Consider the following 23,202-nt stretch of genomic DNA (forward strand, 5'->3'; position numbering starts at 1 on the left):
ACCCGGACATGCAGCCTATGCGTTGGCGCCAAATTCTGCCGCACAGTGCGCGATGATCGCGCCGATGTGACAGCAATCCTCGACCGAAAATGTCAGCGGCAGGCGCATGTCGAACAGGCACGACAGGATCCTGTCGGTTTCGGGCAGGACCTGCGGATCAACATAGCGCCAGCTGTGGTGATTGGAGGTGAACGCCACCGGATCGGCAGCGCCGAACCATTTCAGCTCCACGCCCAGCGCCCTGTTTGCGGCAACGAAAGCTTCGGCCAGAGGTGCCGATAGACCAGCCAGACGGAACTGGATTGAGCTGCCGACATAGCATTCCGCCTCCGGCCGCTGCGGCAGTGACACGCCCGGCGCCCCGGCAAGCGCCTGCTCGACGGCCCGGTAGCGTTCGTTCCAGCGCTCGATACTGTCTTCGAGCCGGGCAAGCTGCGGCAACAGGATGGCCGCGCGCAGATTGTCCATGCGGCCCGACATGTTGGGCGTCTCCAGCCGGATCCGCTCGAAGACATCAGCCGGCGGCGCCGCGCCGTGACGCTCGTAAAGCATGTAGGAGCCTGACAGAATGATGGCGCGGGCCATGAATTCCGGATCGTCCGAGGTCAGCAGGCCGCCTTCGCCCGAGTTGAGATGCTTGTAGGTCTGGGTCGAGAAGCAGCCGGCAAGCCCGAAACTGCCGCTCTTGCGGCCATTCCAGGCCGCCCCCATGGTGTGGGCGCAGTCCTCGATCAGGGTCAGGTCGTACTGCCGGACGATGTCGGTGAGACGCTCCATGTCGGCGAGATGACCGCGCATGTTCGACAACAGCAGGAAACGAGCGCCGGACGTCCTCGCCTTGCGGTCCAGATCCTCAAGGTCGATGACCATGTCCTCGGTGATTTCGACGAGCAGCGGCTTTCCGCCGGCGGCGGCGATGGCGCCAGGCACCGGGGCCAGCGTGAAAGCGTTGGTGAGAACCGCCTCGCCCTGGCCAAGCCCCGCCGCGCGCAAGGCGATGGCCATGGCATAGCCGCCTGAGGCACAGGCCAGACAATAGCGCGCGCCCTGATAGGCGGCATAGGCCTGTTCCAGCTCCGAGGCCTTCGACAGTTCTCCGGGTGCGCTGTTGTAACGATGCAGGCGGCCCGACCTGAGAATCTCGGTAGCAGCCGCGATGACGGTGTCATCGAGGGGCTCCTGCTGGGTAAAATTGCCGGTAAACGGTTTCAATGACCTGCCTCCATGGCCAGGAACTGGCGCATTCCCGAATAGACCGAACCGAACCCTGATCTTACGGCCAGTTCGACTGCATGCATATGGACAAGATACCAGACAGCCGCCGACCCTGATTTGCAGGATGGCCGGCGGGAAATGGACGCCTGCGGGCATCCCGATCGCCTTGGCTCTCGCTGGACGATCGTATGAGCCCCCTAAATTACGGGGGCCTGTTGTTGCATTGCAACAGAAGCGTGGTAGGCTCCCCTATTGTTTGCGCGCTGCAAAAAAGTCAGGTTCCGGAAAGGAATCTGCATGCATGATGGCGGAAACCGGGCAGTCTGACTGTCGCAACAAGAGGCAATTTGTCATGTTCTACCAGATGTATGAACTCAACCATGCGGCCATGGCGCCGATGCGAGCCTATGCCGATGCAATGCGCCTGACCTTCCGAAACCCGGTCAATCCGATGTCTCACACGCAGTTCGGCCGCTCGGTCGCCGCCGGGTTCGAGCTGTTCGAGCGCACCACCCGCCGCTATGGCAAGCCCGAGTTCGGACTGCACGAGACCTCGCTGAACACCGGCCGCGTCTCGGTTCATGAAAAAATCGTCTGGTCGCGCCCCTTCTGCAACCTGATCCATTTCGAGCGCACGCTGCCGGCCAATCATCGCCCGGACCCGAAAATCCTGATCGTCGCACCGATGTCGGGACACTACGCCACGCTGCTGCGCGGCACCGTGGAAACGCTGCTGCCCAAGGCCGAAGTCTACATCACCGACTGGACCGATGCCCGCATGGTGCCTGTCACCGAGGGCCGTTTCGATCTCGACGACTATATCGACTACGTCATCTCCATGCTGCATGCGCTTGGCCCCGACACCCATGTGCTGGCGGTCTGCCAGCCGTCAGTCCCGGTTCTCGCCGCTGTCGCGGTGATGGAAGAAAACGGCGATACATTCGCACCCTCCAGCATGACGCTGATGGGCGGCCCGATCGACACCCGCATCAATCCAACCGGCGTCAACGAACTGGCACAGAACAAGCCGATCGAGTGGTTCGAGGACAATGTCATCATGCAGGTGCCGTGGCCGCAGCCGGGTTTCACCCGCTCGGTCTATCCCGGCTTCCTGCAGTTGTCGGGCTTCATGACCATGAACCTCGACCGCCACATGATCGCGCAGAAGGATTTCTTCCTGCACCTGGTCAAGGACGACGGGGATTCGGCCGAGCGGCACCGCGAATTCTACGACGAATACCTGGCGGTCATGGACATGACGGCCGAATTCTACCTGCAGACCGTCGACACGGTGTTCATCAAGCACTCGCTGCCGAAGGGCGAAATGATGCACCGCGGACGCAAGGTCAACACCAAGGCCATCCGCAATGTGGCGCTGCTGACGGTCGAGGGCGAGAATGACGATATCTCGGGTCTCGGCCAGACCCAAGCGGCGCAGACCATCTGCTCCAACATCCCCGATGGCATGCGGCATCACTACGTACAGCCGAAAGTCGGTCATTACGGGGTGTTCAACGGCTCGCGGTTCCGCTCCGAGATCGCACCGCGGATCCTCGATTTCATGCGCAGCCATGCCCGCGGCAACTCTGCCAGCAAGGCCAAGCCAAAGCTGATCAAGGGCGGCCGGAGCGACTGACAACGATTTAAACCGCTTTTTAGGCATTCGAAATTTCTCTTTTGAAACAAGAGAATGTCGGATTCCTGCGCGCAATTTCTTGAATAGGGTCGCGGTCCATACCACATCAAATTCACAAGGGAACGATCCCCGCTTCCCTTCACCAGATGAGGTTTTGACCGATGACACAGACCGCATTGATCCGTCCCGCCTGGACGCCTGCCACCATCGCACTGATGGTTCTCGGCTTCATGGTGTTCTGGCCGCTCGGCCTTGCAATGCTCGCCTACATTATCTGGGGCGACAGGCTCGAAGGCTTCAAGGCAGACGTGAACCGCGCCACAGACAACTTCGCATGTTCGTTCCGCAAGTCCGCTCACGGCAGGCACGGCATGCGCCAGAGCAGCGGCAACGCCGCGTTTGACGACTGGCGTGACACCGAACTGGCGCGGCTCGACGAAGAGCGCAAGAAGCTCGACGAGATGCGCCGCGAGTTCGACCAGCACATGCGTGACCTGCGCATGGCGCGCGACCGCGAGGAGTTCGACCGCTTCATGGCCAACCGCCAGGCAAGCCAGAACAAGTCCCGGCCGTCCGGTTCGGTGCCCGAAATCGACGGGTAACCGCACCACCGATGACCTCCCCGAAAGGGCGGCGTGACAAGCGCCGCCCTTTTTGTTTTCTGCATCCTCCGCTCCATGCGTGGCATTTTCCATCCCCTACCTGTAGACGAATCGGATAAATACCCCAGCATGTTCGGACTTGGCCGCCCTTCCCGCAGAACTGCTCAGCCGCGCCCCAGCGCGGTTACCGTCAATGGCCGCGACCTGCCCTTGTCGATCCGCGAAAATGCCCGGGCAACCCGGATGACGCTTCGCATCGAACCGGGCGGACAGGCGCTGAAGCTGACCATTCCAAAGGGACTGCGGGACCGCGAGATCGATGAATTTCTCACCCGCCACCATGGCTGGCTGATGACCCGGCTGGCGCGGGTGGAAGACACCGGACCGCTGGCGGATCAGGGCAGGATCGCCATTCGCGGGGTCGACCACCGGATCGAGATGACCGGCAAGCTGCGCGGCATCACTGAGCAGACTGAAATCGACGGCGTGCCCACGCTGCTGGTTTCCGGCCTGCCCGAGCATATCGGCCGCCGGGTCTCGGACCACCTCAAGCGGGTGGCAAAAGCGGAGCTGGAAGTACTTGTGCGCACCCACGCGGCAACGCTGGGCAAGCCGGTGCGGGCGATCGCCTACAAGGACACTAGGAGCCGTTGGGGATCGTGCACCTCGGACGGCAATTTGTCGTTCTCCTGGCGGATCGCGATGGCGCCGGATTTCGTCATCGACTACCTCGCCGCCCACGAAGTGGCGCATCTGAAGGAAATGAACCACGGGCCGGATTTCTGGGCCACCTGCAAGGCGCTTTGCCCGCGGACGACCGAGGCCAAGCGCTGGCTCAAGCAGAACGGCTCGCGGCTGTTCGCGGTGACGTTCTAGACCCTCTCCCGGCACTGCCAGGGCAACCGGCGCACCAGCATTGTCACACCATCCATATCTCGACCCATATCTCGACTCTGGCGCCGATTTGTGCGACGTCAGCCGCCATGACGATACAGATCAAGATTTGCGGCTTGAGCACGCCCGAAGCGGTGGATCGCGCGGCCGATCTCAACGCCGATATGGCAGGCTTCATCTTTTTCGAAAAGAGCCCCCGCCACGTCGCGATCGAGACCGCCGCCATCCTGGCCGAGCGGGCGCGGGCGCGCGGTCTTCAGACGGTCGCCGTGACCGTCGACATAGATGATTCCGGTCTGGATGCCATTGTAACCGGCATGAAGCCGGACTGGCTGCAGCTGCATGGCGGCGAAAGCCCGGCGCGCGTGGCGGAGGTGAAGGCCCGGTACGGGCTGCCGGTGATGAAGGCGTTTGCCATCCGCGACGCTTCGGACCTGACACGGATCGAGCCCTATCGCGGCATTGCCGACCGCTTCCTGTTCGACGCAAAACCGCCAAAGGGGTCCGATCTTCCAGGCGGCAATGGCGTCAGCTTCGACTGGCGGCACCTTGCCACGCTTGACGCGGCAACCAGTTACATGCTTTCCGGTGGGTTGACGAAAGACAATGTCGGCGAGGCGCTGGGTATCAGCCGCGCGCCGGGTGTCGATGTCTCATCCGGAGTCGAAAGCGCGCCGGGCATCAAGGACCTCGGCATGATGAATGACTTTGTCCGGGCTGTTCGCGATGCGGATCATGCCATGACAGGCAAGGGACGGTCTCAGGAGTAGATGATTTGAACCAGACAAGCACCCCAAACTCATTCCGCACCGGTCCTGACGAGCAGGGCATGTTCGGCATTTTCGGCGGCCGTTTCGTTGCCGAAACGCTGATGCCGCTGATTCTCGAGCTGGAAGAAGAATGGACCCGGGCCAAGGCCGACCCGGCGTTCCGCGCCGAGCTCGATCATCTCAACGCCCACTATACGGGGCGTCCCTCGCCGATGTATTTCGCCGAGCGGCTGACCGAGCATCTCGGCGGCGCCAAGATCTACTTCAAGCGCGACGAGCTCAATCACACCGGTTCGCACAAGATCAACAATTGCGTCGGCCAGATCCTGCTGGCCAAGCGCATGGGCAAGACAAGGATCATCGCCGAGACTGGCGCCGGCCAGCACGGCGTGGCCTCGGCAACGGTGGCCGCGCGCTTCGGTTATCCGTGCGAAGTCTACATGGGCGCCACCGATGTTCAGCGCCAGGCGCCGAACGTGTTCCGGATGAAACTGCTGGGCGCCAAGGTACACCCGGTGACGTCCGGGCACGGCACGCTGAAGGACGCGATGAACGAGGCGCTTCGCGACTGGGTCACCAATGTCGACGACACCTATTACCTGATCGGGACCGCTGCCGGCCCGCATCCCTATCCGGAAATGGTCCGCACCTTTCAGTCGGTGATCGGCCAGGAAGCCCGCGAGCAGATGATCGCCATGGAAGGCCGGCTGCCCGACATGCTGGTGGCGGCCGTCGGCGGCGGCTCCAATGCCATCGGCCTGTTCCATCCGTTCCTCGACGACAAGGACGTGCAGATCGTCGGCGTCGAGGCCGGCGGCAAGGGTCTCGACGGCGAAGAGCATTGCGCCTCGCTGACCGCCGGTTCGCCCGGCGTGCTGCATGGCAACCGCACCTACCTGCTGCAGGACGGCGATGGCCAGATCAAGGAAGGCCATTCGATCTCGGCCGGCCTCGATTATCCCGGCATCGGGCCGGAGCATTCCTGGCTGAAGGAATCCAACCGGGTGGAATACGTGCCGATCATGGACACCGAGGCGCTGGAAGCCTTCCAGCTGCTGACCAGGCTTGAAGGCATCATCCCGGCGCTGGAGCCCAGCCACGCGCTGGCCGAGGTGATCAAGCGGGCTCCGAAAATGGGCAAGGACCAGATCATCGTGATGAACCTGTGCGGCCGCGGCGACAAGGACATCTTCACTGTCGGCAAGATCCTTGGCGTGGAGCTCTGATCATGACCACTCGTATCGATACCCGTTTTGAAAAACTCAAGGCCGAGGGTCGGCCAGCGCTGGTGACCTATTTCATGGGCGGCGACCCGGACTACGACACCTCGCTGAAGATCATGCAGGCGTTGCCCGGCGCCGGTTCCGACGTGATCGAGCTCGGCATGCCGTTCTCCGATCCGATGGCCGACGGCCCGGCGATCCAGATGGCAGGACAGCGGGCGCTGAAAGGCGGCCAGTCGCTGAAGAAGACGCTGGCGCTGGCGACCGATTTCCGCAAGGGCGACAATGAAACGCCGATCGTGCTGATGGGCTATTACAACCCGATCTACATCTACGGCGTCGAAAAGTTCCTGGTTGATGCCAAGCAAGCCGGGATCGATGGCCTGATCGTCGTCGACCTGCCGCCGGAAATGGACGAGGAACTCTGCCTGCCTGCGCTGAAGGCAGGCATCAACTTCATCCGGCTCGCGACACCGACCACCGACGACAAGCGGCTGCCGCGGGTGCTCTCCAACACGTCGGGGTTCGTCTACTACGTTTCGATGACCGGGATCACCGGCTCGGCGATTGCCGACACCTCGAAGGTCAACCTGGCCGTCGACCGGATCAAGAGCCACACCAACCTGCCGGTCTGCGTCGGTTTCGGAGTGAAGACCGCCGAACAGGCGCGAGCCATCGGCCAGTCGGCGGACGGCGTCGTGGTCGGCACCGCAATCGTCAACCAGATCGCCAACACGCTTGACGCCAAGGGTGCTGCAACCTCCGACACCGTCGAGAGCGTTGCGACCATGGTGCGCGGACTCGCCACCGGCGTGCGCGCCGCACGCCTTGCGCCGACGCAGTAACAACCCCACATTGGGTGACGAACCGGAGAAAACGCGTTGAACTGGATTACCAACTACGTCAGACCGAAGATCAATTCGATGCTGGGCCGCCGCGAGGTGCCGGAAAATCTCTGGATCAAGTGTCCCGAGACCGGGGAAATGGTGTTCCACAATGACCTGGAAGAAAACCATTTCGTGATTCCCGCCTCGGGCTATCACATGAAGATGTCGGCCGAGGCGCGGCTCAAGCACATGTTCGACGAGGGCAAGTACGAGCTGCTGCCGTCGCCGAAAGTACCGCAGGATCCGCTCAAGTTCCGCGATTCCAAGAAATACAGCGATCGCCTTCGCGACAGCCGGACCAAGACCGGTCTCGAGGATTCCGTCGTCGCCGCGCACGGAACGGTGCAGGGAGTCAAGATCGTTGCCTGCGTGCATGATTTCTCGTTCATGGGCGGATCTCTCGGCATTGCCGCCGGCGAAGCCATCATCCAGGCCTTCGAGGCAGCGATTGCACGCAAATGCCCGCTGGTGATGTTCCCGGCATCCGGCGGCGCCCGCATGCAGGAAGGCATCCTGTCGCTGATGCAATTGCCGCGCACCACCGTTGCGGTGGAAATGCTCAAGGAAGCCGGCCTGCCCTACATCGTGGTGCTGACCAATCCGACCACCGGCGGGGTCTCGGCCTCCTACGCGATGCTGGGCGACATTCACCTGGCCGAACCGGGCGCGGAAATCTGCTTTGCCGGCAAACGGGTGATCGAACAGACGATCCGGGAAAAGCTTCCCGAGGGCTTTCAGACGTCGGAATACCTGCTCGACCACGGCATGATCGACATGGTGGTGCATCGCCACGACATCCCGGCGACCGTTGCCCGGCTGCTCAGGATTTTCCTCAAGCTCGATGCCCCGGCGCCGCGGGCGCTGCCCGCGCCGGATGCCGAGAAAGCTCCTGCCGAGGCGGCGGAATAAGCATCCAGCAAGGGCCGGCAACGGCGAGAGGAACGGTCGTGTCGGCTGCCGAACGGGAAATCAACGCGCTGATGGCGCTGCATCCGAAAGGCTTCGACCTTTCGCTCGGACGGATCACACGGCTGCTCGAACGTCTCGGCAATCCGCATGAGAAACTGCCGCCGGTGATCCATGTGGCCGGTACCAACGGCAAGGGTTCGACCACCGCTTTCTGCCGCTCGATTCTCGAAGCGCAGGGCTTGAAGGTTCACGTTCACACGTCGCCTCATCTGGTCAACTGGCACGAGCGGTTCCGCATCGGGGCCGAGGGCGGCGGTCACTTGGTCGGCGACGAGGTGCTGGCCGATGCGGTTCGCCGGGTTGCCGAGGCCAACCAGGGCGAGACGATCACCGTCTTCGAGATCCTGACCGCCGTGATGTTCGTGCTGTTCTCGGAGCATCCCGCGGACGCTGCCGTGATCGAAGTGGGGCTCGGCGGACGCTTCGACGCAACCAACGTGATCGCCAATCCGGCGGTTTCGGTGATCATGTCGATCTCGCTCGACCACCAGGCCTATCTCGGTGACCGGGTGGAACTGATCGCCGCGGAGAAGGCCGGAATCATCAAGCGGGGTTGGCCGGTGGTGATCGGCGCACAGACCGAGGATGCGGCGCGCGAAGTGCTGATCGAGACCGCGGAACGGCTCGGATGCCCATTCAGCGTCTACGGCCAGGATTTCCTAGCTGTTGAGGAAAACGGGCGGATGGCTTACCAGGATGAGGACGAGTTGCTCGACCTGCCGTTGCCGAAGCTGGCTGGCCGGCACCAGCAGGGCAACGCGGCGGCGGCGATAAGGGCGCTGAAGGCCGCGGGATTTAGCCTGACCGAGCAGTCGATCACCGAAGGCCTGGTCAATATCTCCTGGCCCGGGCGTCTGGAGCGGCTGACGCATGGCCGGCTTGTCGAGGGCGCCATGGATGGTGTGGAATTCTGGATCGACGGCGGACACAATCCCGGTGCGGGCCGAGTGATCGCCGAGGCGATGGCCAATCTCAATGACCGTGAATCCCGGCCGTTGTTCCTGATCACCGGGATGATCAATACCAAGGACCCGGTCGGCTATTTCGAAGCCTTTGCCGGCATGGCTCGGCATGTGTTCACCGTGCCGGTGCGCGACTCCGACGCCAGCCTCGATCCGGACTTCCTTGCCGATACCGCCGACGAGGCGGGGTTGACCGCCGAACCGGCCGAAAGTGTCGAGGCCGCGATCGCCGCCATCTGCAGCAACTGGAACGGACTCGAGCGGCCACCGCGGATCCTGATCGGCGGTTCGCTCTATCTTCTCGGCGACGTGCTCAGGGTCAACGGTACCCCGCCGGTTTGATCCGCACGAGGCTTCCTTCTGATCGACCAAACAAAAAACCCGCCCGGTTTCCCGGACGGGTTTTTGTTTGTCCGAAACAGGAAGCTCAGGCGATGGCGCCGGAAATCCAGTTCGAAAGCGCGGTCTTGGGCGAAGCGCCGACCTTGATGTCGGCCACGGCGCCGCCCTTGAACATGGCGAGCGTCGGGATCGAGCGAACGCCGAACTGCGAAGCGAGTTCCGGGTTCTCGTCAATGTTGAGCTTGGCGACCTTGACGCTGCCTTCCATCTCGTTGGAAATTTCCTCGAGGCTCGGGGCGATCATCTTGCACGGCCCGCACCATTCAGCCCAGAAGTCGACGACGACAGGCACGGTCGAATCGAGCACTTCGCTCTGAAAATTGGCGGCGTCTACTTTTACGGTTGCCATTGTTCGGCACTCCTTTGATGGATGACTCAGATGAGCCCAATGTGATGATTCGCCCGTAAGTATTCAAGGCTTTTCGCCCGGGCTCACCGAGCCGTGATGGGCGCCTGTGCTTCAGCCATCGAAATGGGCCATGACCTGATCCAATGCCGGGCCGGGGATTTCGATGAGAAACGGGCCGGAAACATAGACCAGCGCAGCGTCAATTCGCCGCCCCGGGTAGAGCGGTGCAAGCAACGCTCGGTAGATGGCAAGCTGGGACACATGGCCTGCCGGCGGCTCCTCGCCGGGATTTGGTGCCAGCCCGGTCTTGTAGTCGATGATCAGGACACGGTCACCATCGAGCGCGATGCGGTCGATGCGGCCCGACACGGCGCGCTCCTCGCCCCTGATCCGCAAGGTGCCCATGACCGAGACCTCGGTCTCGCCCGGCGCATCGAAGATCGGCGCGAAACGCGGATCCTGCAGGACGGCCAGCACCTGGGCCTCGATGGTTTCGACCGTTGCAGCCTGGGCTTCCGGCAAGGCACGCGCCAGGTAGCGCGAAAGTACTGTCTGGCGTTCGGCTTCAGGGACCGACGGCAGGACCTGAAGCAGGCGGTGAATCATGCTGCCGCGCTCTAGCGCTGCGGCCGATCCGGCCTGGCCGTCGGCAAAGGGCGACCGGGACGCCACATCCGCGCTGTCCTCGAGCACGGCGCTGACACCTGAAGGCGCCAGCGGACGCGGAAGGCGGGCAGGTGGCGGCAGGGGATCGGACGGGATCGAAAGCGTTGCGGTGGAAGGCTCCGGCACCGGACCGGTTGCCGTCGCGGCTGTTCCGGGCGGTGCCGGTTCCGGGCGGGTGCGGTTGAAGCGGCGGACCTCGAAAGCTTCGCCGCCCGCCTCATGCATCCCGTCGGATACGGAATAGCCAGCTTCGTCAGCGGCCCGCTCAAGACCCGCCGATGCCATCGAATGCCAGGTCGGTGTCTTGACCTCCCTGAGGCCGCGGTATCCGCAGATCACCAGCCGGTCGGCAGCCCGGGTGAGCCCGACGTAGAGCAGGCGGCGATATTCCTCCTCCGCCTGCTCGCGCATCTTCTCCCGGACCGGCGCTATTGCCTCGTTCTCGTGGGTCTTGTCGGGAAGCCAGACCGGGATGGACGGCGCTTCCCCGCTTTTGGGCACAGACGGCAACAGCCAGAGCCGGGGCTGATGGCTGTGCTGGAACGCCTCGCCGCCCGAATCCACCAGGAACACGATCGGAGCTTCCAGCCCCTTGGCCGCATGCACGGTCATGATCCGCACCGCGCCGGACTGGCCTTCCATCTCGCGCTTGATTTCCGGCGTATCGGTTTCGAGCATGGCAAGAAACGACTGCAGACCGGGCAGGCCCGCCTGCTCGTGATCGAGCGTCAGGCCGAGGAACTCGTCGAGCACATCGCCGACTTCGTGGCCGAGACGGGAAAGATAGGTCTTGCGGCCGCCATCCGGCCCAAGCAGCGTGGCATAGAAATCATGCGGCGGCTGGTGCGCCGACCGGGTTTGCCAGCGCCTGAGCTTTTCAACCGCGCGGGCAAAGCGCGGTTCGGTGTCCGCAAGGTCCTGCAAACGCCGCCAGACGGACATCCCGTCAGGCCGCTCGGCGGTCACGGCAAACAGGTCATCCTCGTCCAGATCGAGGAGCGGGCTCTTGAACAGCGCGGCCAGCGAAAGATCGTCATCGCCAAGCAGCACGAAACGGCCGAGCGCCATCAGGTCCTGCACCGCGATATGATCGGTCAGCCTCAGGCGGTCGGCGCCGGCGACGGGAATATCGGTGGTTGCCTTGAGCGTGCGCAGCAGCGTCGGCACGAAACCGTCGCGTTTCCGGACCAGCACCAGAATGTCGCCCGGCGCCACCGGCCGCATCCGTTTTGACTTCTGGTCCTCGATCATCTCGTGACCGACCCAGCGGGACAGCACTTCGGCAATGCGGCGCGCCAGCCGGGCGGCGGGCGCGGTTTCCGGCACCTCGTCGAAGGCGGCGGTCCAGTCCTCGTCGTTGCCGCCCTGTTCCTTGGCGATCATCGGCCAGACTTCGACCAGGCCCGGCGCCTGCATCCGGGCGGTTTCGTGGATCACCGGCTCATCGGCGGAGCCCATGCCGCGCAGCGCGTCCGCTTCGGCAAAGACATGGTCGACCAGCTTGAGCACCTCGGTGGAGGAGCGGAAGGACACCCTCAGCGAAACCTCGGCGAACTCCGCATCCGCCGCCCGCGCGAGCTTCGCAATCCGGCTGCGCTCCTCGGCAAACCGCTCGGGACGGGCGCCCTGAAACGAATAGATCGACTGTTTTTCGTCACCGACCGCAAACAGCGTGCGGGTGGCGGGCCTGGCTCCTTCGCCGGCAAAGAATTCGTCGGACAGTGCGCCGATGACGTTCCATTGCAGTGGCGCGGTATCCTGCGCCTCGTCGACCAGCACATGGTCGATGCCCTGGTCGAGCTTGTAGTGGACCCAAGCGCTGGCGCCGCTTTTGGACAGCAGCGCCTCGGTTGCGCCGATCAGGTCGTCGTAGTCGAGCAGGGCCTGGCGGGTCTTCAGCCGTTCGAATTCACCGAGATAGCGCCGCGCCAGCCTGAAGGCGGTCAGCGAGGCCGTCAGCATCCTCAGCCGCGCCAGACGGTCGAAAATGGCAACCACGTGGCCCTGGGCCTCGGCGACACGGTCGGCGAGATCGGGAAACCGCTCCTGAACCGTCTTCGAGGCGACGCCGCCAAGCTTGGCGGGTGAGCCGGATTTGGTGAAGAACACGTCGCGCAGCAGTTCCAGCCGTTGCCTTGCATCAGACTCCGAGCCCACAGCCAGCAATCCGTAAGCGAGAGTGTGGGCCTTGGCCGCCGACTTGGCCGATTCGGCAAACTCGAAGACCGCCCGGATGTAATCGACGGGCAGCGCCTCAAGCGGCCAGGCGGTTTTGATGAGCGACACCTCGTTCTCGTGCGGCAACAAGCCCAATGCCGCCCTGATCAGGGTCTCGGCGCCTTCCGGTGTGCGGGCCTTCGCGTCAATGGCCAGGTAGTCGCGGCGGCGGGCGTAGAGGCCCGCGAGCAATGTGTCGAAACCGGCCTCGCCGCCGATGTCGAGCGCCTCGGTGACGGCGGCCGCCAGATCCGGATCGTTCTCGAACGACTGGGCCGACATCAGCTGGCGCCGCGCCTCGGCCAGCAACTCGGCGGCCTTCTGGTCGTCAAGCACGTTGAAATGGCCGGGAATGTTGGCCTCGAGCGGAAACCGGTGCAGCACGGCTTCGCAGAAGGCGTGAATGGTCTGGATCTTGAGGCCGCCCGGCGTTTCCAGCGCGGTGGCGAACAGCCGGCGGGCGCGCACCAGCTGGTGCGGCTCGGCCTCGCGGCCCTCAAGCTCCGAAATTCGTTCGGCCAGCCCGGCATCGTCGAGCCGGACCCATTCGCCGAGTGTGCGGAAAATGCGGTTGGACATCTCCGCCGAGGCGGCCTTGGTGTAGGTCAGGCAGAGGATCGCCGAGGGACGCGCGCCGCGCAGCAGCAGCCGGATAACCCGGCGGGCCAGCACATGGGTCTTGCCGGAGCCGGCATTGGCCGACACCCAGGCCGACAGCGTCGGCGTCGCGGCGAGGTTCTGGCGCAACGTCGTGTCGGAGATGACGCTCATGCCGCTGTCGTCAGTCATCGCCATCGCCTCCATCGGCGTCCACGGCGGTCTGCCATTCGGCAACCCGCGCCAGGTGGTCATATTCGCCACCGAAATCGCGGGCGCTGCGCGGGATGGCGCGTGACAGGAACCCACGCTTGCGGGACCGTAGCAGGCCGACCAGCTTGACGAATTCCTCGACCGCCCTGGTGGCCAGATCCGCCGGGCCCAGGAATTCGTCGCGACCTGGCTTTTCCGGGTCGGTATCGATCCGCTCGGCAAATGGCTCCCTGCCGGTCAGGCGGAGATAGAAAAGCCCGGACACCGGCATGCTGCCAACATCGGTGAAGCCGCCATTGATGAGGGCATAGGCTTCAAGCGCCAGTTGCGGATCGAGCAGGATGCGGGCCTCCTTGCGAGACGGGGTGCCGCCGGTCTTGTAGTCGATGATCCAGGCGGTTCCGTCGCGGCGCAAATCAAGCCGGTCGGCCATGCCGGTGAGCCTGAGCCCCGTGAGCGGCAGGTCAAGTCTGGCCCGGGTCTCGACCAGCGACCGGGTCAGCCCGGATGCGGTCTCGTTTTCCCAGCCGACGATGGCTTCGGCTGCCTTGTTGAACCGCATCCGCCAGACTAGCGCCGTGGCATCGGGCAATCCGGCCCGGGCAAACTGCTCGTCCGCGATCGCGCGAAGCGTTTCGAGTGACCGCGAACCCGGCTCGGTTCCGGAAACGAACGCCTCGAGGATCTCGTGGTAAAGCGTGCCGCGCTCGCGGGGACCGGGATCGGCAAGAAAGGGTTCCAGCGGATCGAGGCCGAGAATGCGCCGGGAGTAGATCGCGTAAGGGTCGCGGCGCAATTTGCCGACTTCCGAGAAGGAGTAGGATTTTGGCTGCAACTCTTCCCGCGGACGCGGCTCCGGGCGGGATGCGGTGGGGGTGGAGGGCCCCTGGTCCAGGGTGCGGGCATGGGCAAGCAGTGCCTCGCCGCGCGACCTGAGCATGGCCGCCGGCTGCGGTCCGATCACCGCCAGAAGCCGCTGAAGCCAGCGCGAGGCAACGGTCGGCGCCTTGCCGGAACGGTGCGAGCGCGACAGCACCACTTCCGGCGCACCCATCGCCATCTGGAAATCATGCGCCGCCTGGCCGATGCGGCGCTCCGGCGGCTCGAGCCCGATCGCGGCCTTCATCGAGCGCGACAGGAACGGATCCTCCTGGCCGGCCTGCGGCCAAACGCCTTCGTTCAGGCCGCCCATCAGCAAGGTGTCGACGTGCTGCAGCCGGGCCTCGAGTGCGCCCCAGATGAAGGCGCGGGGATGACCACCGGCACGCGGCTTGACCATCCGGCCAGAGACAAGCGCATCGAGTGCGCCGATCCATTCATGGCCTGTCATGCTCAGCGTCGAGCCGCTGTCGCGGGTTTCAAGCAGTACGGCGGCGAGATCGGCCCCTGCCTCGTCACCCCAGAGCGCATCCAGAGCTCCGGTTTCATCGATGCAGATCCGCTCCAAGGCGTCGGCAGTAAGCGCAGCGAGCCTGCCGATCGGGATCTCGTTGGTCACGCCCGGACCGGCGCGCTCGATCAGAAGGGAGGTCAGCGGAGAGAGAGCTTCGGCTGCGCGGGCGACGAAATTGCGCGCCAGTTCCGCCTCATCATCGCCGATGCGCTGCAACCACCGGGCCGCATGGCGCTCGTGACGTCCGGCTTCGCGCGAGGTGACAAGGGCTTCGAGGTCCTCGATGTCAGCCGATCCGCTGCCGCCGCGTAAGGCTATCCGCTCGACAAAGCCGGCGCGGGCTCTGGCCTCGGGACCGGAGAGGCCAAAGCGGGCGAGCGGGTGCTTTATCAATGCCGCGATCGCCACGGGATCGCCCGGGGCGAAGGCGACATGCACGGCGAGCCGGGCCAGGCCGCCCTGCAGGCTCGAGGTCAGCGGCGAACCGCCCGAATCATTGGCTTCGATGCCGTAGCGGGCGAGCTCGGTGACGACCCGGCGGGCGAGGTTGCGGTCAGGCGTGACCAGCGCCGCGGTCGGCTCCGGGACGCCGGGGCGCGGTTCGAGCGCGCGGCGCATGGCGGCAGCCAGCGCGGAGGCTTCCTCGCGCTCGTTGGCGGCTTCGATCAGGCTGACATGCTCAAACCCCGGCAGGATCGTCGACGGATCCGGCAGGAAGCCCGGTTCGCCCCAGGCTTCGGTGGCGATTGCCGGCAGCAGCGCGTGCGAGACCAGCGTGCGGCGCACCGCCAGCTCGGGTGAAAGCCTGCCGATTTCCGGGATGTCGTCGATCCGGCCGGTCTCGACGCCACAACTCTGGAGCAGAACATGAAGGCCGTATTGCGGGTGACTGCGGATCGCGACATCGACCAGGGCACGGCCATCGGGCGATTGTCTCGTCAGGGCTGCTTCGGTCAATGTCTGCCAATGCGAGCGCCGCATGGCGTGATCGAGACCCGGCAGCACGACCGCTCCGTGGGGCAGTTGCGCGACGGTGGCAATCAGCCGGGCGGTCGAGGGCCGGGTTCCGGTCGATCCGGCGACGATGACCGGGCGATCTGCCGGGGATGCGGAAAGGCTGCGGGTGAACACGTCGAGCATCGCATTGTGATGCCGGGCCGGGCTCGAGCGGTGGATTTCCTCAAGCAGCGCCGGCCAGTACTCGCGCGCGATCTTGAGAAATTCCGCCGTCAGCTGCCACCATTGCTGCAGATCCGCGGAGGCGACATCGTCGAGGCCGGCGAAATCGCACTCCTCGGTCTCGACCGCCTGGATCAGGTCCGACAGGGCGCGGCCGAGCCAGATGGCATCGGCCGGATTGGCGGGGGCGACAAGCGGCACGCCGCCGAGATGATCCCTGACTTTCTTCGGCAGGGCCCGTTTCCAGGCCAGAACCAGGTCGGCAAGGCGCAGCGTAGCGGCGATCGGTGGGATCGGCGGATCCAGCGCCAGCGTCTCGGGATCGGCGGAATCGAAAAAGCCGGCGTCATCGTCGGTTTCGCCAAGCGGACGGATCGACGGCAGGATCGCCGAGCCCTTGCCGATGAGATCGGTGAGCTCGGAGCGAAGCACACGGGCGGCGCGGCGGGTCGGCACGAACACCGTGGCGCCGGCCAGCGACAACGGATCTTCCGGATTGTAGGCGAGGCCGGGAACCAGCCCGCCGTCCATGATCTGCCCGGCAAGCGTGGCGAGGAAGTCCACGCCGGGCGGGATGGTTGCAATCCGGGGTGACGGCCGGGTCACTGGACCGGTTCGCCGAGATAGGCGGCGCGGGCGGCTTCGGCCTCGGCGATGGCCTCGGGCGTGCCGACGGTGAGCCAATGACCGTGCATGGTGGAGCCGAACAATCGCCTCTGACTAATCGCGGTGTCGAAACAACGGTTGATGGAAAAGCGCTTCTCGGAGATATCTTTGAAAATCCGCGGATGCAGGATGATCGCACCAGCATAGATGACCGGGTCACCCACCCCCTTGTAGCGGGACAGGCGGCCATCTTCGGCCATGATGAAGTCGCCGGCGCCGGTATGGCCGGTGGCCTGGTCGAGCCGCGCGGTCATCAGCAGGATATCCATCGATTCGGGATCAAAACGATCCATCATCCGGGCAAGGTTGTCCGCCGGATTGCCTGGTTCTTCAAGCCAGAACGTATCGGCGTTGAGGATCAGGAACGGCTCGTTTCCGAGCATCGGCAGTGCCTTGACGATACCACCGCCCGAATCGAGCAGCTCTTCGGTTTCGTCGGATATCCGGATGTTCGCGCCGGGCCAGACCGACAGCCAGTCGACCAGAAGCGGCGCAAGATAATGGACGTTGACGACAATGTCGCGGACACCGGCCCGGCCGAGCGCTTCCAGCCCGTATGCGATCAGCGGCTTGCCGGCCACTTCGACCAGGGGTTTGGGCAGGGTCTCGGTGATCGGCCGCATGCGGGTGCCGAGCCCGGCGGCCAGGATCATGGCGGATGTGATGGTCATCGGTCGGCGGTTCCGGTTATGATTCGCTTTCGCCGATACCAGCCTTTGCGAACCAGTTACGCAAGGGTTGCAGCGCCGGATGCGCCAGAGAAGCCGAAATATAGGCCTCCATCCGCGGCAGATGCCGCAAATATCCGGGTTTTCCATCCCGCTGCTTGAGCCGGACGAAGATGCCGAGAATTTTCGCGGCGCGCTGGGCCGCCATGATCGCATAGGCCTCGCGGAAGCCGGCCTCATCGAAATCCGGGTTGGCGGACCGGCGGGCGGCGACATAGCGATCCAGCAACTGACCGGCCAGTTGCTGATCGACCGTTACCCGCGCATCCTGACAGAGCGAGGCGACGTCATAGGCGGACGGGCCGATCATTGCGTCCTGGAAATCGATGATGCCGAGCCGGTCGAGCCCGGTCCTTTCCGGCCGCCAGATCAGGTTGGGCGAGTGGTAGTCGCGCAAGACCAGCGCCTTTTCCGCGCTTTCGAGGCGTGCAAACAGGGCGTGCCACAGATCGAGATAGGCCTGCCGTTCCTGATCGGGAACGGAAGCACTGCGGCGCCAGGGCAGGTACCAGTCGGTCAAGAGCTCGACCTCGATCTGCATGGCGCGGGCATCGTAAGCCGGCACATGATGCACCCTGCCGCCGACGGGAAGGGGGCCGGGAAGATCCTTGCCGTGCAGCATGGCGAGGCAGTCGATCGCCACGATATAGCGTTCCGGATCGGGCTTGCCATCAGAATCGAGAATGCCTTCGACGCCAAGATTCTCGATCAGCAGAAATCCCTGGTCGAGATCCTCCGCGAGGATTTCGGGGGCGGCAAACCCCTGTGCGCGCAGCCAGCGGGCGATGGCGACGAACGGAACCACGTCTTCGGCCAGATGGGCGATCTGCGAATAGGGCAGGCCGTCGCGCACCGGCGGACCGTCCGGCTTTCGCGGCGCGTTCATCAGGATGGCGGGCTCTCGGTCCCGGGACCTGACCGTCTCGTAGGTCCGGGAGGACGCATCGCCCTGCAGATGGCGCCGGATCACGGGGCTCTTGAGATTTGCGTCCAGGAATGCCCGGGCGGCGCGGGAGCGTTCGAGGCGCTCAAGAAAGGAAGCCGGCGCGGAAATCGTCACGGTGCGGCTGTCACCGATCCCGTCGAACCGGATCGTGATCCTGTCGCCGGGGAGGAGTTCAAGCGCCTTTTCCGGCCATTCGACCAGAGCCGCGCCTTCTGAGAGCGCGTCGTCGAGACCAAGTTCATCAAGCTCCTCGGGAGAACCGAGGCGATAGAGATCCATATGCGAGATCGGGAGCCGCAGCCGGTAGCTCTGCACCAGCGTGAAGGTGGGGCTTGGCGCCTCGAGCTCCGGATCGTCGGCAATGGCGCGGATCAGCGCCCGGGCGAAAGTCGATTTGCCGGCGCCAAGATCACCCGACAGGCACAGGCAATCGCCTTGCCGGATTGCCAGCGAGACATCCTCGGCAAACCGCGTTGTCGCTTCCGGGTTTTCGAGTTCCACGCGGAGGGGCGCAGTCGCCATCGAGGCTTACTCGGCCGCGTCGCGGGCAAGCGGACGGCTGGACGGGAAGCGGCAGATGATGGTTGCGCCGCCTCCTTCGCCGGATTCTATGGAGACGGTGCCGTTGTGCAGGCCGACAAAGCTCTGGACAATCGACAGGCCGAGTCCGGCGCCGCGGCGGCGGCCCGACTGGCCGTTGGTCTCGAAGCGGGCAAAGACATCCTTGCGTGCGTCTTCAGGGATTCCGGGGCCCGAATCGGTCACCGAGAAGCAGATCGCCTCGCCGTCCTGCCGGCAGCGCAAGCGGACAACCGAGCCGTCCGGGGCGAAATTGGCGGCGTTCATCAGAAGCTTGAACAGGATCTGCTTGAGCCGCTGGTGATCGCCGATCATCTGAGCCGGGGCGCCGGCGGTGTCGATCTCGAGCGACAGATCGTTTTCCTTCAGCCGATCGGCGATCTGTTCGCCGGCCTCGGCAAACAGCGCCGGAATATCGACCACGCCGGTGTCGAGGCGCATGATGCCGGCATCGACGGTGGCGAGATCGAGGATGTCATTGACGATGGTCAGCAGCACCGAAGACGATGTGGCAATGTGGTCGAGATATTCGGACTGGCGCTCGTTGAGTTCGCCGATGCCGGGGGTCTGCAGCAGTTCGGTGAAGCCGATGATGTTGGTCAGCGGCGAGCGCAGCTCATAGGAGACGTGCTGGACGAAATCGTTCTTCAGCGCATCGGCCTTGCGCAGCGCCTCGTTCTTTTCGGTCAGCATGCGCTCGGCACCGACGCTGTCGGTGACATTGACGAAGGCGATCATGGTCTGGCCATTGGGCAGCGGCACGATGGCATAGTCGAGAATGAGCCCGGTGGTCAGCTCGATGCGGCCCTCATGGGTGCGCCGTTCTTCCTCGAATCCGGTGATCGCGCCGGCAAACAGCTTCCAGCCATCCGGATCGCGATAGGACGGTTCGCAGGCTTCCGCGATCTGGCGGATATGGGTGCCGGGCTTGACCTGCTGTTCGGTCAGGCCCCAGAGCGCGCGGAAGGATGGATTTGACAGCCGGATCTTGCCATCGGGTCCAAACACGCCAACGCCCTCGGCCAGGTGGTCGATGGTTTCGCCCTGCGCCTGCAGAAGCGTGTTGTAGCGGGTTTCCAGATCGAACTTCTCGGTCAGGTTCTCGAACACCCAAGTTACGCCGCCCTGCGGGTGGGCATTGGCGAAGACATTGAGGGTCTGACCATCGGGAAGGTGCCAGAGATGCGGCGTCGCCTCGACCGAGCGGTAGACCGAGAGCATCTGCTCCTTCCAGTCACGCCAGGCGTGCGGTTCGGGCAGCTTGCCATCGGCGCGAAGCCGTTCGAGAAATTCGCCATTGTCGGGCCGGCGGGCGAGAAACGGCGTATCCAGTTCCCACAGGCGCTGGAACGCCTGGTTGTGAAACTGCAGGCGCTGGTCGCGATCGAAGATCGCCACCGGGGTGGCCAGATGATCGAGCGTTTCGGCATGGCTCTGGATGGTGCGCTTGAGTTCCTGGCGCAGGTCCTCCTCGATCGACACGTCGAGCGCCAGTCCGGCATTGCCAGCTGGTGTCTTTGCGTCGGCAACCTCGAGGAAACGGCGATGGCCATGTATGACGGTCGAGACCTTGTCGAGGAACGGACGTTCGGGGGTGGCGGTGGCGCGGACCTTTTCGCGCGTCGCGGTGCCGAGCAGTTCCAGCCCGCGCTGCAGCGTGTCCTGCCGGTCCTCGCCCTCGACCGCCTGCACATAGGCATTGTTGACCCAGACGAGTTTCGAATCCGGTCCGCGCAGCCACACCGGCATGTCGATGATGTCCAGAAGCGCCTGGAAGGTATCGAGCGAGGTGAGCAGACGGTCGCGCTCGGTCTTGAGTTCGGCAAGTTCGGCGCGGACATTCGACAGGGTCACGAAACGCACAAAGGCGCGGCCGCCGGACACCCGGCCCTGCGCCTCGATGACATGGCCGCGAATGGTTTCGACAATCATGTCGAAGCGTTCGGCATGGGACCGCAGCCGATCGATGGATTCATCGAGTGCGGCCGCCGATCTGGGCTCAAGCCAGCGGCCAAACGCGAGGAAATCAGCCGGCTTCTGCGGCGCGCCGGTGTCCGCGGACAATTGGCCGAGCACCTCGGCGGGCAACCCGACGCCGTCCCAGACAACAATTTGCCGGTCACGGTCGACAATCAGCGCCTCATGACGCGAAATCCGGGCGTTGGCGTCGGCGAGGGCAGACCTGAGACCGACATTCTCGAGATCGATCTTGCCGCGTTCGCGGATCAGCCAGATGGCCGATATCATGGCCGCCGAAATGGCGCCGATGACCATGGCGAAGTTGACCACTTCGAGGGTGGATACGGAAACGCGACCGGAGGTCTGATCGTCCGATATCTGCGCCAGGACGGGGAGAGCGGATGCGAGAAAGCCACCGCTGAGCAGGGCCGTTCCGGTCAGGACCCGGCGCCGGAATCGGCACAGATCGCTGATCACGGCTTTCCTCAGTCCAAGAAGCCCCTTGCGCCCAAGTGAATCCGTCTTCACCGGCATGTCTCCGTCCCCTCGTCGCCTGTTTGACAAGACATCGCCAATCCGTTGGCCAGATCGTTGTTTGCGCCGCCACAACGCAAAACGAATCATTGGCAAAAAACATACCTGTTTCGCGAATCACGGTGAAGGGGATTGCGGGCAAAAAGAAATCGCGCCCTTGTTGTCAAGAACGCGATCTCAATATGTTGTGGGTATCGATCAGAAAATCAGTACCGGTAGTGTTCCGGCTTGAACGGACCTTCGACGGAGACGCCGATATAATCCGCCTGCTCGGTCTTCAGTTCGGTCAGCTTGGCGCCGATCTTGTCGAGATGCAGGCGAGCCACCTTCTCGTCGAGATGCTTGGGCAGCACATAGACCTGATTCTGGTACTTCTCGCCCTTGGTCCAGAGTTCCATCTGGGCCAGCACCTGGTTGGTGAAGGATGCCGACATGACGAAGCTCGGATGGCCGGTGGCATTGCCGAGGTTGAGAAGACGGCCCTGGCTCAGAAGGATCATGCGGTTGCCCGAAGGCAGCTCGATCATGTCGACCTGATCCTTGATGTTGGTCCACTTGTGGTTCCTGAGGGCTGCGACCTGGATCTCGTTGTCGAAATGGCCGATGTTGCCGACGATGGCCATGTCCTTCATCTCGCGCATGTGCTCGAGGCGGATGACGTCCTTGTTGCCGGTGGTGGTGATGAAGATATCGGCGCTCGGGGCCACATCTTCGAGCGTGACCACCTCGAAGCCGTCCATGGCTGCCTGCAGCGCACAGATCGGGTCGATTTCGGTGACCTTGACGCGGGCGCCGGCGCCGCGCAGCGAAGCCGCCGAGCCCTTGCCGACATCGCCGTAGCCGCAGACAACGGCAACCTTGCCGGCCATCATGGTGTCGGTGGCGCGGCGGATGCCGTCGACCAGGCTTTCCTTGCAGCCATACTTGTTGTCGAATTTCGACTTGGTGACCGAGTCATTGACATTGATCGCAGGGAAGGGAAGCAGGCCCTTCTTCTGCAATTCGTAAAGCCGGTGAACGCCGGTAGTGGTTTCCTCGGAGACGCCGACGATCTGGTCGCGCACCTTGGTGAACCAGCCCGGCGAGGCCTGCATGCGCTTCTTGATCTGCTCCTTGATGACGGCTTCCTCATCGGAAGCGGGAACCGGGATGATGTCTTCACCGGCTTCGGCGCGGGCGCCGAGCAACACGTAGAGGGTGGCGTCGCCGCCGTCGTCGAGGATCAGGTTCGGGCCGTCGGCAAACTGGAACGACTTGTCGAGATAGTCCCAATGTTCCTCAAGGCTCTGGCCCTTGACGGCAAACACCGGAACGCCGCTCTTGGCGATGGCGGCGGCAGCGTGATCCTGGGTCGAGAAGATGTTGCACGATGCCCAGCGGACATCGGCTCCGAGCGCTGTCAGGGTCTCGATCAGCACCGCGGTCTGAATGGTCATGTGCAGCGAACCGACGATGCGGGCGCCCTTCAAGGGCTGCTCCGAACCGTATTCCTCGCGGAGCGACATCAGGCCCGGCATTTCGGTTTCGGCGATGTCCAGTTCCTTGCGGCCGAAATCAGCCAGATCGATGTTGGCGACGACATAATCCTGGGTAGCGGTCATATGATTTTCCAAAAG

16 protein-coding genes are annotated in these 23,202 nt (G+C 64.0%); 8 read left to right on the forward strand and 8 right to left on the reverse strand.

Annotation, left to right across the window (positions count from 1 at the left end; genetic code table 11):
* Positions 1 to 15: 15 nt before the first annotated feature.
* On the reverse strand, positions 16 to 1,212 hold the full coding sequence (locus O4H62_RS11340) for a DegT/DnrJ/EryC1/StrS family aminotransferase (protein WP_269387862.1): 1,197 nt from the start codon (positions 1,210 to 1,212) through the stop codon (positions 16 to 18).
* 355 nt (positions 1,213 to 1,567) lie between these two features.
* On the opposite strand from O4H62_RS11340, the gene O4H62_RS11345 reads away from it, so the two are divergent.
* The 8 genes from O4H62_RS11345 (at position 1,568) to O4H62_RS11380 (ending at position 9,500) form a co-directional block, all read left to right on the forward strand.
* The gene (locus tag O4H62_RS11345) at positions 1,568 to 2,851 is read left to right on the forward strand and encodes a polyhydroxyalkanoate depolymerase (protein WP_269387863.1); all 1,284 of its coding nucleotides are present in this window, start codon (positions 1,568 to 1,570) and stop codon (positions 2,849 to 2,851) included.
* 161 nt (positions 2,852 to 3,012) lie between these two features.
* Positions 3,013 to 3,453 carry a DUF2852 domain-containing protein gene (locus tag O4H62_RS11350; RefSeq protein ID WP_269387865.1) on the forward strand — a complete coding sequence of 147 codons (441 nt, stop codon included), beginning with the start codon at positions 3,013 to 3,015 and terminating at the stop codon, positions 3,451 to 3,453.
* A 129-nt stretch (positions 3,454 to 3,582) separates the two neighbouring features.
* Positions 3,583 to 4,329 (forward strand): M48 family metallopeptidase, encoded by a 747-nt coding sequence (locus tag O4H62_RS11355; RefSeq protein ID WP_269387866.1) that lies wholly within the window; start codon positions 3,583 to 3,585, stop codon positions 4,327 to 4,329.
* A gap of 107 nt (positions 4,330 to 4,436) precedes the next feature.
* On the forward strand, positions 4,437 to 5,117 hold the full coding sequence (locus tag O4H62_RS11360; RefSeq protein ID WP_269387869.1) for a phosphoribosylanthranilate isomerase: 681 nt from the start codon (positions 4,437 to 4,439) through the stop codon (positions 5,115 to 5,117).
* Between the two features lie 5 nt (positions 5,118 to 5,122).
* Entirely contained in the window at positions 5,123 to 6,343 is a 1,221-nt protein-coding gene (gene trpB, locus O4H62_RS11365) for a tryptophan synthase subunit beta (protein ID WP_269387870.1), read from the forward strand.
* A 2-nt stretch (positions 6,344 to 6,345) separates the two neighbouring features.
* Entirely contained in the window at positions 6,346 to 7,185 is an 840-nt protein-coding gene (gene trpA / locus O4H62_RS11370) for a tryptophan synthase subunit alpha (RefSeq protein WP_269387872.1), read from the forward strand.
* Positions 7,186 to 7,221: 36 nt separating this feature from the next.
* Positions 7,222 to 8,136 carry an acetyl-CoA carboxylase, carboxyltransferase subunit beta gene (gene accD, locus O4H62_RS11375; protein ID WP_269387873.1) on the forward strand — a complete coding sequence of 305 codons (915 nt, stop codon included), beginning with the start codon at positions 7,222 to 7,224 and terminating at the stop codon, positions 8,134 to 8,136.
* A gap of 71 nt (positions 8,137 to 8,207) precedes the next feature.
* Positions 8,208 to 9,500, forward strand: a complete 1,293-nt coding sequence (locus O4H62_RS11380) for a bifunctional folylpolyglutamate synthase/dihydrofolate synthase (RefSeq protein ID WP_269388569.1) — start codon at positions 8,208 to 8,210, stop codon at positions 9,498 to 9,500.
* 85 nt (positions 9,501 to 9,585) lie between these two features.
* Here O4H62_RS11380 and trxA read toward each other — a convergent pair whose 3' ends face one another.
* The 7 genes from trxA to ahcY form a co-directional block, all read right to left on the reverse strand.
* Positions 9,586 to 9,909, reverse strand: coding sequence for a thioredoxin (gene trxA / locus O4H62_RS11385; protein WP_269387874.1), 324 nt, complete (start codon positions 9,907 to 9,909; stop codon positions 9,586 to 9,588).
* Positions 9,910 to 10,020: 111 nt separating this feature from the next.
* Positions 10,021 to 13,581 carry a double-strand break repair helicase AddA gene (addA, locus tag O4H62_RS11390; protein WP_269387875.1) on the reverse strand — a complete coding sequence of 1,187 codons (3,561 nt, stop codon included), beginning with the start codon at positions 13,579 to 13,581 and terminating at the stop codon, positions 10,021 to 10,023.
* A complete protein-coding gene (gene addB, locus O4H62_RS11395; protein ID WP_269387876.1) occupies positions 13,574 to 16,780 on the reverse strand; it encodes a double-strand break repair protein AddB in 3,207 nt (1,068 codons plus the stop codon). Before addB ends, addA begins: the two co-directional genes overlap by 8 nt.
* A complete protein-coding gene (locus tag O4H62_RS11400; RefSeq protein WP_269387877.1) occupies positions 16,777 to 17,511 on the reverse strand; it encodes a nucleotidyltransferase family protein in 735 nt (244 codons plus the stop codon). Before O4H62_RS11400 ends, addB begins: the two co-directional genes overlap by 4 nt.
* 16 nt (positions 17,512 to 17,527) lie before the next feature.
* On the reverse strand, positions 17,528 to 19,036 hold the full coding sequence (gene tsaE, locus O4H62_RS11405; RefSeq protein WP_269387878.1) for a tRNA (adenosine(37)-N6)-threonylcarbamoyltransferase complex ATPase subunit type 1 TsaE: 1,509 nt from the start codon (positions 19,034 to 19,036) through the stop codon (positions 17,528 to 17,530).
* A 6-nt stretch (positions 19,037 to 19,042) separates the two neighbouring features.
* Entirely contained in the window at positions 19,043 to 21,586 is a 2,544-nt protein-coding gene (locus O4H62_RS11410) for a sensor histidine kinase (protein WP_269387880.1), read from the reverse strand.
* 206 nt (positions 21,587 to 21,792) lie between these two features.
* Entirely contained in the window at positions 21,793 to 23,187 is a 1,395-nt protein-coding gene (gene ahcY, locus O4H62_RS11415; RefSeq protein WP_269387882.1) for an adenosylhomocysteinase, read from the reverse strand.
* Between the last annotated feature and the right edge of the window lie 15 nt (positions 23,188 to 23,202).

The sequence above is a fragment of the Parahoeflea alexandrii genome (genome assembly GCF_027214025.1).
Taxonomy (GTDB): domain Bacteria; phylum Pseudomonadota; class Alphaproteobacteria; order Rhizobiales; family Rhizobiaceae; genus Hoeflea; species Hoeflea alexandrii_A.